At 61.3% G+C, this 13,970-nt stretch carries 12 protein-coding genes and 1 pseudogene; 5 read left to right on the top strand and 8 right to left on the bottom strand.

The annotated features are described in order from the left end of the window. Positions 1–1,218, bottom strand: a pseudogene (locus AC1DRN_RS25445) (copper oxidase); the annotation flags it as partial. A 556-nt stretch (positions 1,219–1,774) separates the two neighbouring features. Then, positions 1,775–2,218, bottom strand: a complete 444-nt coding sequence (locus tag AC1DRN_RS25440; protein WP_457266061.1) for an HvfA family oxazolone/thioamide-modified RiPP metallophore — start codon at positions 2,216–2,218, stop codon at positions 1,775–1,777. A 263-nt stretch (positions 2,219–2,481) separates the two neighbouring features. Between AC1DRN_RS25440 and AC1DRN_RS25435 the strand changes: the two genes are divergently transcribed. From AC1DRN_RS25435 to AC1DRN_RS25425, 3 genes are all read left to right on the top strand, one after another. After that, positions 2,482–2,850, top strand: a complete 369-nt coding sequence (locus AC1DRN_RS25435; RefSeq protein ID WP_223457389.1) for a type 1 fimbrial protein — start codon at positions 2,482–2,484, stop codon at positions 2,848–2,850. Between the two features lie 382 nt (positions 2,851–3,232). Beyond that, the gene (locus tag AC1DRN_RS25430) at positions 3,233–3,592 is read left to right on the top strand and encodes a DUF6124 family protein (protein ID WP_223457388.1); all 360 of its coding nucleotides are present in this window, start codon (positions 3,233–3,235) and stop codon (positions 3,590–3,592) included. Between the two features lie 299 nt (positions 3,593–3,891). Continuing rightward, entirely contained in the window at positions 3,892–5,157 is a 1,266-nt protein-coding gene (locus tag AC1DRN_RS25425; protein WP_223457387.1) for an epoxide hydrolase family protein, read from the top strand. Between the two features lie 12 nt (positions 5,158–5,169). Here AC1DRN_RS25425 and AC1DRN_RS25420 read toward each other — a convergent pair whose 3' ends face one another. Further along, positions 5,170–6,186: a M14 family zinc carboxypeptidase gene (locus AC1DRN_RS25420; RefSeq protein ID WP_457266062.1), complete on the bottom strand. Its 1,017-nt coding sequence runs from the start codon at positions 6,184–6,186 to the stop codon at positions 5,170–5,172. Between the two features lie 117 nt (positions 6,187–6,303). On the opposite strand from AC1DRN_RS25420, the gene AC1DRN_RS25415 reads away from it, so the two are divergent. Beyond that, positions 6,304–6,939 carry a TetR/AcrR family transcriptional regulator gene (locus tag AC1DRN_RS25415; RefSeq protein WP_223457385.1) on the top strand — a complete coding sequence of 212 codons (636 nt, stop codon included), beginning with the start codon at positions 6,304–6,306 and terminating at the stop codon, positions 6,937–6,939. A gap of 63 nt (positions 6,940–7,002) precedes the next feature. On the opposite strand, the gene AC1DRN_RS25410 is transcribed toward AC1DRN_RS25415, so the two are convergent. The 5 genes from AC1DRN_RS25410 to AC1DRN_RS25390 all read right to left on the bottom strand — a co-directional run bounded on the left by AC1DRN_RS25410 (position 7,003) and on the right by AC1DRN_RS25390 (position 12,955). Continuing rightward, the gene (locus AC1DRN_RS25410) at positions 7,003–7,701 is read right to left on the bottom strand and encodes an ABC transporter permease (protein WP_223457384.1); all 699 of its coding nucleotides are present in this window, start codon (positions 7,699–7,701) and stop codon (positions 7,003–7,005) included. 18 nt (positions 7,702–7,719) lie between these two features. Beyond that, a complete protein-coding gene (locus AC1DRN_RS25405; protein ID WP_457266063.1) occupies positions 7,720–8,433 on the bottom strand; it encodes an ABC transporter permease in 714 nt (237 codons plus the stop codon). Between the two features lie 150 nt (positions 8,434–8,583). After that, a complete protein-coding gene (locus AC1DRN_RS25400; protein ID WP_223457382.1) occupies positions 8,584–9,366 on the bottom strand; it encodes a transporter substrate-binding domain-containing protein in 783 nt (260 codons plus the stop codon). A gap of 27 nt (positions 9,367–9,393) precedes the next feature. Next, on the bottom strand, positions 9,394–11,397 hold the full coding sequence (locus AC1DRN_RS25395) for an aminotransferase class I/II-fold pyridoxal phosphate-dependent enzyme (protein ID WP_457266064.1): 2,004 nt from the start codon (positions 11,395–11,397) through the stop codon (positions 9,394–9,396). A 157-nt stretch (positions 11,398–11,554) separates the two neighbouring features. Further along, the gene (locus tag AC1DRN_RS25390) at positions 11,555–12,955 is read right to left on the bottom strand and encodes an MFS transporter (protein WP_457266080.1); all 1,401 of its coding nucleotides are present in this window, start codon (positions 12,953–12,955) and stop codon (positions 11,555–11,557) included. A gap of 126 nt (positions 12,956–13,081) precedes the next feature. Here AC1DRN_RS25390 and AC1DRN_RS25385 point away from each other — a divergent pair, with 126 nt between their 5' ends. Next, positions 13,082–13,969, top strand: coding sequence for a LysR family transcriptional regulator (locus AC1DRN_RS25385; RefSeq protein ID WP_457266065.1), 888 nt, complete (start codon positions 13,082–13,084; stop codon positions 13,967–13,969). Position 13,970 lies beyond the last annotated feature (1 nt).

Raw genomic sequence — 13,970 nt, 5'->3', positions numbered from 1 at the left:
GTGCCAGTCGCCGCGGATCTTGATGCTGCCGTTGTTGCACGTCTTGAGGCCCGGGGTGGCATCGTTGACGAACAGGGTTTCGCCCGGGGCGCAGGGGAACGCCGCGCGCGGATCCTGAGCGGTGGTGTTGATGGTGTCGTAACCGGCCAGCTGGATCGGCCAGCGATAGTCGTAGTACTGCCCCGGAAAGAAAAACGCATTGGCAAAGCCGTCGCTTTCGGCCGGGGAGTGGCCGTTGTGTTCGTGGGTTGTAATGGTGTGCAGGCCAAAGCCCATGTTGGCCGACGGATCGATCGGCAGGGCGTTGTAGTGGCGCATCAGCGCGGCTTGACCGTAGCGCACCATCAACAGTTTTGGCGGAAAGGTGCCGTCGAAGGTCCAGAGCGCCTTGTGGTCCTGAATCGGCATGTTGGGGTGAAAACGGACATTGATGCCTTTGGTGGTGCCGGCAATGACCGGGTTGCTCGAAGTCTGGTTGTAGAGCCCGCCAGGCCCGAACTCACCGACGGCGTAGTTGTGCAACTGTCGGTGGTCGCGCATGCCGCTGTTGATCTGGGCGCCCGCTTGCACGGTTTTGAAGCCCACCTGCGGGAAGAACTCGTTCCAGCGCTGGTGCGACCAGCCTTTTCCTGGCGGCCGGCCTTCGGCCGGCGAGCCGACCGGATGGCGGTTGAGGAAGGCTTCGATCTGCGCTTGCCACGGGTTGCGGTCCAGCACGTTGGAAAACTGCGACGGAAACGGGAACAGCCCCGGCTGGCGCATGAAGGCTTCCAGCGCCGTGGGCGAAGGGCCGCTGCGGGCGATGTTGTTCGGGTCCTGCGTGGGCGCCGGGCCGACGAGCGGAACCGGGAAGGTCAGGGGTGGGGCCGGCAGTGCCGGATCGAGTTTTTCCGTGCCGAATTCTTCGAACAGCAGCAGTTGCTGCGTGTACGGCTGAGCCCCGAACAATGGGCTGGGCTTGCCATTGGTGGGGATATTGAAGGATGTCTGCAGGGCTGGCGGCAGCACGTTGTCGGCCCGTGGCGTGTTCCGGTCACCAAATACGCCATTGGGCAGGGCGATGGCGCCCTGGTTGGCGGGTGGCAGGGCCCGTAAGGCAGCCGCCGCAGCATCGAGGTCGGCCGGCGGGTTGCTGAACGCCGAGGGGTCCGTCGGGGGTGGCGGGCCGAAATCATCCAGCGGCACGGCGCTTGCCATGGTGGTTAGGGTAAGGAGCATCGCACAGGGCAGGCTTGTCCTGTGCAGAAAGGTGATGGAGCTGCGTAGTGATGTCGTGCGTTTCATTTTTCACCCCTCGCGACATATCGAGTCTGGCGAAACCCACCGTCGCCAGGATGTCTGGGACACAGCTATTGCGGGTACACGGGGGGCGTGCAACTAATGAGCCATCACACCAGGGCGAAAAAGCCCAGGTAAATTAATAAACTATTTTTGAGTGTTTCAAACGAGAGAAAAGTGAGTGGGGAATATCCCTCTAATTTGGTGGCAAACACCCGTTCGTGGGTGTAATGCCCCATTTATGGAGAGAGTAGCGGCCCTATTTCACCGGCCGCTTTTGGTAGGGGTTGCTTGCCCAAAGGCGACATGGATTAACTGTAGGGCCGCTTTTGGCTGTGGATTCAACCGGTCATGGTTACAAAGCCTGCTGGTTAAATCCGATGCATTCGGTGGTCAAGTGCAGTGCAATTTCACGCCTGACGACCAAACCAGTACTGCCCACGCAAAAAACCCTTCCTGCGCGTCAGTACAGGAAGGGTTTTTTCGTTGCGGCTGATCAGTCTTTAGCCTGGCTCAACTTGGTGAACAGCTCGGTCGGCACTTTCTTGCCGTTGGAGATGAACTGGTTGGTGCGGAACTTGTACACCTCACCTTCGGACAGGAAACCGTCACCGTTGGTGTCCATCGCCTTGAATTCCTCAGTGCCCTTGGGCGCTACCGCCAGCAGCTCCTTGAGCGACACGCGGCCGTCATGATCGGCATCGGTGCGCGCGAAAGACGCATCGCCGCACTTGCCTTCACCGCACTTGCCCTCGGCCTGGGTCTTTTGCGCGCTGGCTTCGGCACCGCACTTGCCTTCGCTGGTCTTTTCCGCGGAAGCCAATTGATAGCCCTGAGGCAAGGCTTCAGCGGAAAACGCCGAGGACGCGAAGTTGATACCGCCGACCAGTGCAACAGCGATCAGGCCAATACGGGTTTTGTTCGACTGGATACGAGACATGTTGATACTCCGGATCAATGGCGCGGCTGGACCTCTATTGGTCGTACCGCAAGGGTTGATAAACCTGGTTGCGAGGTGCGTTGTGCATCTCGCTTTGGCAGGTCTATTTGGCCCCAGTGGTGTATCCGGGCTGTATCCTGGAGGAGCTGGTTTTGTATGGCTGTACGAAGATGTCGTGCCTTGATACACGGCGATACAACAAAAGCCTCAAGCTTCTACCCTTCATTGACGACCTAGACCTTACCACTCAAGGAGCGTCAGACATGAACGGCAAACGTATAGCAGCGGGATTGGGTCTTTTGTTCGCACTCAGTGGTGCGTGCCAGGCGGCGCCGGGCACCATCAGATTTCAAGGCAGCATTGTGGAGCCGGGCTGTCAGTCACGCGTGGGTACGGACGGCACATTCGAACTTTACGAATGCTCTGCCCAGAGTCGCACGATGAGGGTTGAGGCAAACACCATCACGCCAACCGCCAGTGTGAGCGCTGTCGGTCAATCCAGTACCCACGTCAAGCTGCTCGCTGACAGTGGTCAGGACGGTCGCTATTTCGATCAGCAGTATGTGCTGGTGGATGATGCCGGCTCGCCGATCCGCTCCGGAAACTACCTGATTACCCTGAGCATGCCTTGAGAACAAGGTCCGCGCAGTACGCCTGCATCGCGTGAAAACGTTTGTTTAAACAGGCTGTAGGTTATTTCCTGCGAACTACAAGACCTTGCGTCGTTGCCTACGGTTACGCCAGAATCCGCCGGCTTGTGCGCCCTGCCCCTGGTCTCTATCGTTTCCGCGCCACTGCCCATCAGTGGTCGGGTTTAGCAGCCCGGGGTTGTAAGCAAGGTGTACATGCTCCTGTCAGTCAGGTATTCCCATGCCTGTATTTGATGGCGGCTGTGCGCAGGGCGCCTTCGGGCGCGCCGGCTTTGCTAGCTTCCCCGGTCTGCTAACCTGCGCACAGCTGCCTCCTTCTCGTTTAGCAGCAAGAGGGTTGGCACCCAATCAGAGAAGCAAGCATATGTTCAAAGTCACCCCCAACCCGCCAGACACCGATCCGACATCCCCGTACGAACCCGACTCAAAAACGCTCAACGAGGCCGCCGAACGCGCGCTCGCCTTCCACTTCCCCTCGACTGCCGACATCAAAGCCACACCGCGCAGACCCAGCCACCTGTTTACCGTTGACCCCGAAGCCACGACCGAAACCCTAGTGGTTTATCTGGTCGAAACACTGGCCTCGGTCGATGTGATGGTGCATCAACTGGTGGATCATCTGGACGGCGGATCGCGCAATGCCCTGCTGGGGATTTCCAACAGTGTGATGTTGGCGGAGATCACGGCGATTCGGGTGCTGGACCAAATTGATCCGCCTGAGTAGTAGTCGCCTGCTGCGACGAGTGATGTTGTTCGCGTTGGGCTGTGCGGCTAGCATTTTTTGGGACCGCTGCGCGGCCCATCGCGAGCAAGCTCGCTCCCACAGGGATTTGGGGCAGTCAGTTAAAAAGAGCTGAGCCAGTATCGACTCACCCTTTCCCGCCGGTGGTCGTCCCGGTGCAATCCTTCGCATAAACCTGCTTGCGTGCCCCGTCGAACGGGATCAGTCTCTGGAGCAGCATTGACCTTCACCCCTGCGCTCCGGGCAAGGACGAAGGCATACCTCCCAGCGAGGAAATGAAGATGAAATCCGCTTTCGTCGTCCTGCTAATGGCCCTCGCACTGTGCAACTCGCCCCTGGTGAGCGCCGCCCCCGCCGCCGACGCCATTGTGCCCTTCCACGTCGATATCCAGGATCAACAACTCACTGATCTGCGTAACCGCCTCGCGGCCACACGCTGGCCAGACAAGGAGACGGTGGGCGATCGATCACAAGGTGCACAGCTGGCGAAACTGCAGGAGCTGGTTCGCTACTGGGGCACGAACTATGACTGGCACAAGGCCCAGGCGCAGGTCAATGCCTTGCCCCAGTACACGACCACTATCGATGGGGTCTCTATCCACTTCATCTGGGTGCGCTCGCCGCAGCCGAATGCTTTACCGATGATCCTGACCCACGGTTGGCCAGGCTCGGTACTGGAGTTCATCAAGGTGGTCGGCCCGCTCACCGATCCGGCCGCTCACGGGGGCAATAGCGCGGATGCATTCGACGTGGTGATTCCGTCGATTCCTGGCTACGGCTTCTCCGGCAAACCGACAGAACCCGGATGGGACCCGGACCATGTGGCCCGGGTCTGGGGGCAATTGATGCAGCGACTCGGGTACAGCCGCTACGTCGCCCAGGGTGGTGATTGGGGCGGTCCCATCACCAGCGCCATGGCGCGCCAGTCCGTGCCTGGGTTGCTGGGCATTCACCTCAATCTGCCGGCGACGGTTCCGCCCGAGGCGACCGCCGCACTGGCTGCCGGCGGTCCCGCGCCTGCGGGGTTTTCCGAGCAGGAACGCGCGACCTACGACGCCCTGGCCGCATCCATTAAACAGGGCAACCTGGCCTACAGCGCGATGATGGCCGCGCGGCCGCAAATGATCGGCTACGGCGTAACGGACTCTCCGGCATTTCTCGCGGCGTTCATGCTCGGTCACCCGGGATTTGCCAAGTGGACGTATGGCGCCGACCCACAGCAATCTCCAGGCAAGGATGAAGTGCTGGACGACATCACCTTGTACTGGTTGACGAACAGCGGCGCCTCGGCGAGTCGGCTGTATTGGGAAAACAAAGGTCGCAGCCCGCTTTTTTCTGCGGCACAAAAGACCGGCGACATCACGCTGCCGGTAGCCGTCACGGTATTCCCTGATGATGTCTATTTCCCGCCGGAGAGCTGGGCCCGACGCGCCTATCGCAACCTGATCTACTTCCATCAGGCGGCCAAGGGCGGCCATTTCGCAGCGTGGGAACAGCCGGAGCTCTTTACCGAGGAACTGCGCACGGCGTTTCGGCCGCTGCGTTGAATCACCTTCGTATCAATTGGGGTCCAGCAACCCGCCACTCCAGTTTCGCGACACCCGGCTGCCGGTGAATTTCGCCACACCCATGCCTTGGGGTATCAGGCGATCGCGATAGCGCGTCACCAGGCGCCCCGCCTGTTCGGCATGCAGCACCACTTCGGAAGACGGATCACCCGGCCGCCCGAGAATCCGTGCAAAGCGCTGGCCTTCCTCGACGAAATCCCCCAGCTCTTTTTCGAAAATCAGCACGCCGGGTTGCGGGGCGATGATGGTTTCCATGTGGCCCATTTCCACGGCTTCGACGGGCCAGTCCGACGGCGCCACTGACTCATCGATGACACCGCAACCGCACAGCCAGTTGTACAGCCCTTCGGCATCGGACTCGGCAAAGCGGTCGCAGACATCGCCCTGCCCGCGCAGCTCCAGGGTCGCGGCCATGCGCCCTTCAGTGACTCCGTCGCGTATCCACGGGGCAATGATGGTTTCCTCGAAGGAGCCATCGCCGCCGTCATCCCAGATGATCGCCACGTCCATCTTCATTGCCGCCGCCAGTTCGCGGCCACGAGGCCAGAAACTGCGGTGCACGTACAGATAGGGCAAGGCTTCGTCATCGGTATGCAGGTCGAGCATCACATCGGCCGGGGCGGCCAGTTGCACCAGTTTCTTTTGCCATTGCTGAACGCAGGTCGAAGGTCGCGCCATGGCCGCCGACTGGTCGAACGCGCGATTGAAGTTATGCCCGGTCGCATCGTGATAACGGCCGAGAATCCGCCCCTGGCGAAACTGCCCGATGCCCAGCGGATTGGCCTGCGGCACCACGGTCAGGTTGCCCTTGAGCCGGCCTTGAGTCTCGGCGGTTTGCAGTCGTTGCATCAGCAGGTGCAGCACCAGCATCCCGGCGATTTCATCGGCATGTACACCGGCTTGCAGGTGCACGTTTGGCCCGCTGCCGTCGCCTGCATAGCGCCAGGCACCGACCCGCACGGCCTCACCGTTGTTGTTGCGAACACTGAACGAAATATCCTGCGGCATTGGCTTTCCCTCCCGTCATGAACCTTGAAAAACGTTGCATCGCTGCTGCCGAGGCTGGTGATTGAACAGACGTTCAACTAAGCTCGGCATCGTGAAACCTCACCCAAGGACAGCCTTGTGACAACCGACGCCCCGAAAAACCGCCGCGCCGAACCCGAGGACCGTCGCGAAATGCTGGTGGCCGCTACCCTGCGCTGCCTGGGCCGCGACGGTCACGCCGGGATATCCGTGCGACGCATCGCCACCGAGGCCGGAGTCTCCGTGGGGCTGCTCAACCATCACTTCGGCAGCATCGAGGCACTGATCGCCGACACCTACCAGCGGCTCGCGAGCGAACTGACCACGGCCCTGCTCCAGGAAATCGAACAGGCCCAGACACCCGCGCAAAAGATCGATGCCTTCCTGGAAGGCTCGTTCTCGCCCAGGGTCATGGACCCGCAACTGCTCGGCGTGTGGGTGGTGTTCTGGAGCCTGATCCGTCACTCCGAACACGTCAGCCAGTCCCACGAAAAAAGCTACCGCGCCTACCTCGACCTGATCCGCCAGTTGCTCGACGGGCTGGCCGCCAGCGAAGGCTTCGTGATTCACGACACGCGCCTGGCCGCCATCGGCTTATCGGCGATGCTCGACGGTCTCTGGCTCGAGTGGTGCCTGAACCCCGAGACCTTCAGCGCCGCCAACGGACTGCATATCTGCCGTTGCTGGATAAAGGGGCTGCGTCACGGAGCATTCAGCACCGACGACGCCCTGTGACGGATGCCGGCCGAAGATCATCGCCAGGGTGCCACTGACGGCGGTCAACCCTTGTCGAACTCATCAGGCCGACTTGCGCACCGGCGTTCCGCGCCGCTCGGCAAAGGCAAACAGCGCTTCGATCAGGAACGTCAGGCAGACATACACCCCGGCCACCAGCAACAAGGGTTCGTACACCTGCAGGGTCTGTGCGCGGACCACGTTGGCGGCGCCGAGCAGATCGATCACGGCGATGGTCGAGGCCAATGCCGTGGACTTGAGCAGCATCACGGTTTCCCCGGCCAGGGTCGGCAGCAACAGGCGCATCGCCCGGGGCAAACGCACCCGTAGCAAGGACTGGCGCGCGGTCATGCCAAACGCCGAAGCCGCTTCCATTTCACCCTTGGGCACCGCCAGCAGGCCACCGCGAATCACTTCGCCGACATAGGCCCCCACCGACACCACCAGGGCGAACACGATGTACCAGTAACCATCGCGCAGGTACGGCCAGAGGAAACTGCCGCGAATCAGCGGGAACTGGGCAAACAGGCTGCCCAGGCCGTAGTAGAAAATGTAGATCTGGATCAGCAACGGCGTACCGCGCGTCACGCTGGTGTAAAACAGGCTGACCTTGGCGATCACCTTGTTTTTCGAGATCCGCGCCAGCGCCACCAGGACCGCCAGGACAAATCCGAACACACTGGCGATCAACAGAATCGCGAGGGTGGTTTGCAGCCCCCGACCCAACAGTGCCGCGTACTCAACTATCCACGCTGGAATCATTTCATTCTCTCTGCCGGTTCAGTCAACAAGAGGCATCCAGCGACGAATACGTCGCTCAAGCCGACCCGACACATAGTTCGACGCCAACGTCACCGCGTAGTACAGCGCGGCAGCCGTGAGGTAGAACAACAGATAGTGGCGCGTCGACCCCGCGCCTTGCTTGGCGGTGTACAGCAGCTCGTTGGTGCCGACCACGCTGATCAGCGCACTGTCCTTGATCAGGTTGATCCACAGGTTGGCCATCCCGGCCATGGCGAAAGGCGCCATGATCGGCAGCGTGACCCGGCGGAACAGCCCGAAACCGTTGAGGCCGAACGCCTTGGCCGCTTCGATCTGGCCGAAGGGAATCGCCTGGATCGCCGCGCGGAAAATCTCCGAGGCGTAGGCGCCCTGCACCAGGCCAAGCACGACGATGGCCGCCAGCGGACCGCTGACATCGACCACGCCGTAGCCGAGTTGGGTCATCAGCGAGTTGAGGAGCATGGAGCCGACGTAGTACAGCAACAGAATCAGCAGCAATTCCGGAACCGCCCGGAACAGCGTGGTGTAGCCGCGCATCAGCGCTGCAATCGGCTTCGGCGCGCCAAGCTTGAGGCACGCCACCACCAGCCCGATGGCCAGCCCGAGCACAAAGGCCCCGGCGGAAATCTGCAGGGTCATCCAGAGCCCCTTCAACAGCGCACTGCCCCATCCCTGCTCGGTGAAATTGATCAGATCGAACATTGCCGGCATTTCAGTCTCCCCCGGATCCTGTGGGAGCGAGCTTGCTCGCGATAGCGGTGGTTCAGTCACCTTGGATGTTGACTGTCACGCCCTCATCGCGAGCAAGCTCGCTCCCACAGGGATCTGCGCCTTCTCAGGATTTGCGTTTCGGTCTGATGGTCAGAACGCAGGCTTCACACTGGTGCCGAAGTAGCTCCGGGACAGCTCGTCATAGTCCTTGCTCGCCAGCAATTCCTGGATGGCCTTGTCGAGCCTGGCCTTGAGTTCGGTGTCGTCCTTGCGCAGGCCGGCCCCCACGCCTTTGCCGAAGATCGGGTCATAGGGCACGGTGCCGAGGTAGGCCAGGTCCTTGGCATCCGGGGTTTTGACGAAGGCGGCCATGGCGGTGCCGTCGGCCATCATCAGGTCGATGCGGCCGGCAATCAGGTCGGCGTTGGCCGAGTCCTGGGTGTCGTAGTACTTAACGTCGGCGATTTTTTCGTAGTAGGTCTTCAGGTAACTGGCGCTCACGGTCGAGTTCTGCACGCCGATGATCTTGCCCTTGAGGTCATCCGGATACTTCTTCACCGACGCCTCTTTCGGGCCGACGACGGCAATCGCCGAGTCGTAGTAGGCCTTGCTGAAGGCGATCTGCTTTTCCCGTTCTTCGGTCACCGACATCGAGGAAAAGATCACGTCGATCTTCTTCGCCAGCAGCGATGGAATGATGCCGTCCCACGCCACTTCCTTGATCTCGCAATCGGCTTTCATTTCGCTGCACAGCTTGTGGATCAGGTCGACTTCGAAGCCCTTCCACTCACCGTTGGCCTGCTTTTCGGTGTACGGCGGATAGGGTTCCGCTGCCACTGCGAACCTGATCGGTTGCGCTTGGGCGGCACTCATGCCGGCCAGCAATACGCAGGCCGCACCGGTCAACCAGTTTGCAAAACGTCGATTTCCCATGTTGTTTTCCCGTCTTTTTATGATGAGTTAGCGAGTCTGATGAGCGTTGACGAATTGCCGGCAACGCTCGCTGCGTGGGTGTACGAACACTTCGTCCGGCGAACCGGTTTCCTCGATCAGCCCTTGATGCAGGAAGGCGACCTTGGAAGAGACATCGCGTGCAAAGGCCATTTCATGGGTCACCAGGATCATGGTCCGGCCTTCTTCGGCGAGGGAGCGGATCACCCGCAGCACTTCCCCGACCAGTTCCGGGTCGAGTGCCGAGGTGGGTTCATCGAACAGCATGACCTTGGGCCGCATGGCCAGGGCCCGGGCGATGGCCACCCGTTGTTGCTGCCCCCCGGAGAGAAACGCCGGGTACTCGTTGCGCTTGGCCGCAAGCCCGACGCGCTCTAGCAGCGCTTCGGCCCGTTCAGTGGCCTCCGCACGGCTTTCACGCAGGACCTGGGTCGGCGCTTCGATGAGGTTTTCCAGCACCGTGCGATGGGGCCAGAGGTTGAAGTTCTGGAACACCATGCCCAGGCTGGAACGGATGCGCACCAGTTGTTTGGCGTCCGACACCAGCGGAGCGCCTGGGCGATTCTGGTTAAGGTGAATGCTTTCGCCATCGACCAGAATGCGTCCCTGGTCCGGTACTTCGAGCATGTTGATGCAGCGCAGCAAGGTGCTTTTGCCCGAGCCGCTGGCACCGATCAGGGAGATCACTTCGCCCTCACGGGCAGTCAGGGAAACGCCCTTGAGCACTTCGATATTGCCGAAGCGTTTGTGCAGGCCATCGACCTCGATCATGGTCTTGGCCGCAACCGCTTCGACCGTCGCGGTACTGGTCACCGTGCCGATCACCGGCCTCGGCGCTTCGCCCATGAGCACCCCGACGAAATCGCGAATACGCTGACAGGCCTGGGCCAGGCGCTCGTCACTCAGGGTGAACGACAGCCGTACAAAACCCTGGGCCGGCTCACCGAATGCCGCCGCATCCAGCACCGAGACACCGGCCTCGCGCAGCAGGCGCCAGGCGAATTCCAGCGAGGTCAGGCCGGTGCCGCGCACGTCCACCAGCACGAACATGCCGGCATCGGGGTTGAGCACGCTGATGCCCGGGCAATCCGCCAGGCCGGACACCACCAGATCGCGGCGCCGACGATAGATCTCGCGCATGCCGTGGGTGACTTCAGCGTGGGACTGCACGGCCTTGAGCGCCGCTTCCATGACGAAACCGGGCAAGCCGTACAGCATGCTCAGCACCAAGGTTTCGACATGATTGACCAAGGCTTCATTGGCCACGACCCAGCCGATGCGCCAACCGGTCATGGCATGGGATTTGGACAGGCTGCCGATCACCACGCAGCGCTCGGCCATGCCCGGCAACGCCACCAGACTCAGGTGTTCACGCTCGTAGGCGAGGCTCTCGTAGACCTCGTCCACCACCACCCACAGGTCATGGGCGATGGCGAGGTCGGCGATGGCTTGCAGCTCTTCGCGGCCCAGCACCACGCCGGTGGGGTTGTTCGGATTGGAGAAGAAAATCGCCCGGGTGCGCGGGGTAATGGCCTTGGCCAACACGGCGGCATCGAGGCGGAAACCCGAGTCCGCGGCACAGGGCACCCGCACCAGCGTGGCGCCGGAGGCCTTGAGCGTGGCTTCGTAGGTCACGTACATCGGATCGAAGGCAATCACTTCGTCGCCGGCACCGAGCAGGCACATCGAGGTGGCGAACAAGGCGTTCTGCGCACCGGCCGTGAGAATGACGTTGGACGCCTGCAGTTCACGATCGATCAGTTGGCTGTAGCGGCCGGCAATGGCCTCGCGCAGGGCCTGGCGGCCGGCGATTTCGGTGTAGTGGGTATCCCCTTCACGCAAGGCGTGGATGGCGGCATCGGTAATGAAATCGGGGGTGGGGAAATCCGGGTCGCCGACGCTGAGGATGATCACGTCCTCGCCTTTGCGCTGCGCCGCGCTGGCCGCGTAGTGGATATCCCAGGCGGCAACGCCTTGGCCACTGATCCGTTCAACAAAGGGTGAAAACCGCATGCCAGTGCCTCGTTCGAATTGAAGAAACGCAAGCCCGCAACCAGCCGGGGGAAGGTGGCCCCCAACATAGTCCAGACTGAACACTCGTTCAATAGAAAACTCGCAAGGCTTCGCGTTCAGCGTAAACAGGTCGTTTTCACGACAGTCGCGCCGTTTTTCAGCACGGCGCAATTAAGCGACGTGAAACTATTTTGCTGACTGCTCCCAGCACCAGAGCCACGAGAATCAGCCCCGCAGCAACCGCAAACGTCAACCGCATCCCCTGAGCGATGGCCTCAGGTTGCGCCTGCAAAATATCGTGGCTGGCCGTGCCTAAGGCGAACACAGCGCCCATGACCGAGGCGCCGGTGATCAGCCCGAGATTGCGTGACAACCCGAGCAAACCGGAAACCACCCCACGCTGCTGCGCCTCTATTTCCAGCATGACGGCGGTATTGTTCGCCGCCTGGAACAGCGCATAACCGCCGGTAATGACAGCCAGCGGCAGGATGTAGCCGGGCACACCGAACGCCATCGGCAAGGCCGGCAGGATGCAAGCGCCGGTAAACATGGCGATCAATCCAATCGTACTGGCTCGATACGTGCCCAAACGATCGACCCATCGGCCCGCCGGTACGCCTGCCAGCGCAGCCACCAGCGGCCCCGTCGACATCGCCAGCCCAACGCTCGCAGCATTCAACGCCAGTGCGCCAGTGAGATAAAACGGCCCTACCACCATGCTCGCCATGACTACGCTGGTTACCAGCATGCTCATGACGAATCCTGCGCTCATCTGCCAGTTACGGAACATCGTCAATCGAACCAGAGGCGACTCGGTTGTGTGCTCGACGAATACAAACACACACAGCCCAAAAACTGTCACCAGCAACAGCGTCATGTTCAGCGGCCCCAGGGTGCCACGCCCAATGGTCATCGCCAGTGAATAAGCCAGCAGCGTCAGAACCAGCACCAGCGTGCCGGGCACATCGAAGCCCGCTCGATCCGCCCTCTTCTCACTGCGATCGCTGGGCAAAAAGTAGAGCGCGAGCCCAATCGCCAAAACACCCAGCGGCACATTGATCAGAAAAATTGCCTGCCACCCCGGATTGGCAATCAAAAAACCTCCAAGGGTCGGGCCGAGCGAGGTGCCAATCGCCGACATCGTGCCGAGCACGCCCATCGCACTGCCCATTTTTTCCTTGGGAACGGCCCCGCCCACTAGCGCCATGGTCAGCGCCATCATGATGGCCGCACCGACGCCCTGCAGCGCCCGAGCGGCAATCAATAACCAGAGATGAGGGGCCAGCGCGCACAGGATCGAAGCGACGGTAAACACACAAATCCCGATCAACAACAAACGTCGGCGACCAATGATGTCGCCAAGTCTTCCGACACTGACGATCAGCGCCGTGATCGCCAGCAGATAAGCGAGGACCACCCATTGCACTTGCTGAAAGGAGGCCGAGAACGCCTCGGCCAGTGTCGGCAATCCAACGTTGGCAATGCTGGTGCCCAGGGACGACAGCAGCATGGATAACGACAGGCTGGCCAAGGCTCCCCGAATCGATATGGACTTCATTTTCTCGCGACTCCGCAAATAGGTTGTCCCGAGCCTAAGCCCAGCCATAACATGGCGGAAGACGCAGCATTTGCACTTTGTACGTGCACCGGACGCCACATATCTGCTCCCACAGGAATTGAGTCGATGCCCGATCTGAATCTGTTGATCACCCTGAACGTGTTGCTGGAGGAAGGCAGCGTGGCCCGCGCCGCGCAGCGTTTGCGCCTGAGCCCGTCAGCCATGAGCCGGGCGCTGGCGCGATTGCGCGAAACCACGGGCGATCCGCTGCTGGTGCGGGCCGGGCGCGGACTGGTTCCCACGCCTCGGGCGCTGGAGTTGCGTGACCGCGTCGGCGTGCTCGTGCAGGACGCCGAAGCCGTCCTGCGCCCTGCCGAGGCACTCGACCTGAATCAACTGACCCGTACCTTCACCCTGCGCACCAGCGACGGCTTCGTGGAAAATTTCGGACCGCAACTCATCGCCCGCATCAACGAAGAAGCGCCCGGTGTCCGCTTGAATTTCGTGCAGAAGCTGAACAAGGACAGCACCCTGCTGCGCGACGGCTCGGTGGATCTGGAAACCGGCGTGATCGGCGAAACCACCAGCCCGGAAGTGCGGACCCGGATGCTGTTTCGCGATAGGTTCATTGGTATCGTGCGTGAGGGGCATCCACTGACTCAAGGTGAAATGACACCTGAGCGTTATGCCGCCGCCCGGCACATTCTGGTCTCACGTCGGGGCCACGATAAAGGCGTCATGGACGACGCCTTGAATGAGCTGGGGCTGACGCGGGACATCATCACCATCGTCGCCGGATTCTCTGCCGCGCTTGCATTGGCGCGGGCTTCAGACCTGGTGGCCAGTGTACCGGAGCGACACGTCGGCAACCTGTGCCAGGGGATGCACTGCTTTGCCCTGCCGTTCCTCACGCCGCCGATCACGGTTTCGATGCTGTGGCACCCGCGCATGGACGCCGACCCGGCGCATCGCTGGTTGCGCGGTTGTGTGTGGGAGATTTGCAGTCGGCAATGAC

This window comes from Pseudomonas sp. P5_B3, from assembly GCF_056400405.1.
The sequence above is the reverse complement of the archived record's forward strand: the minus strand, read 5'-3'. Positions and strand labels throughout refer to the sequence as shown.

Bases quoted from the DNA above. Each gene is read 5' to 3' on its own strand.
- AC1DRN_RS25440 (WP_457266061.1), bottom strand. From the start codon at position 2,218: ATGTCTCGTATCCAGTCGAACAAAACCCGTATTGGCCTGATCGCTGTT.
- AC1DRN_RS25435 (WP_223457389.1), top strand. From the start codon at position 2,482: ATGAACGGCAAACGTATAGCAGCGGGATTGGGTCTTTTGTTCGCACTC.
- AC1DRN_RS25430 (WP_223457388.1), top strand. From the start codon at position 3,233: ATGTTCAAAGTCACCCCCAACCCGCCAGACACCGATCCGACATCCCCG.
- AC1DRN_RS25425 (WP_223457387.1), top strand. From the start codon at position 3,892: ATGAAATCCGCTTTCGTCGTCCTGCTAATGGCCCTCGCACTGTGCAAC.
- AC1DRN_RS25420 (WP_457266062.1), bottom strand. From the start codon at position 6,186: ATGCCGCAGGATATTTCGTTCAGTGTTCGCAACAACAACGGTGAGGCC.
- AC1DRN_RS25410 (WP_223457384.1), bottom strand. From the start codon at position 7,701: ATGATTCCAGCGTGGATAGTTGAGTACGCGGCACTGTTGGGTCGGGGG.
- AC1DRN_RS25405 (WP_457266063.1), bottom strand. From the start codon at position 8,433: ATGCCGGCAATGTTCGATCTGATCAATTTCACCGAGCAGGGATGGGGC.
- AC1DRN_RS25400 (WP_223457382.1), bottom strand. From the start codon at position 9,366: ATGGGAAATCGACGTTTTGCAAACTGGTTGACCGGTGCGGCCTGCGTA.
- AC1DRN_RS25395 (WP_457266064.1), bottom strand. From the start codon at position 11,397: ATGCGGTTTTCACCCTTTGTTGAACGGATCAGTGGCCAAGGCGTTGCC.
- AC1DRN_RS25390 (WP_457266080.1), bottom strand. From the start codon at position 12,955: ATGAAGTCCATATCGATTCGGGGAGCCTTGGCCAGCCTGTCGTTATCC.
- AC1DRN_RS25385 (WP_457266065.1), top strand. From the start codon at position 13,082: ATGCCCGATCTGAATCTGTTGATCACCCTGAACGTGTTGCTGGAGGAA.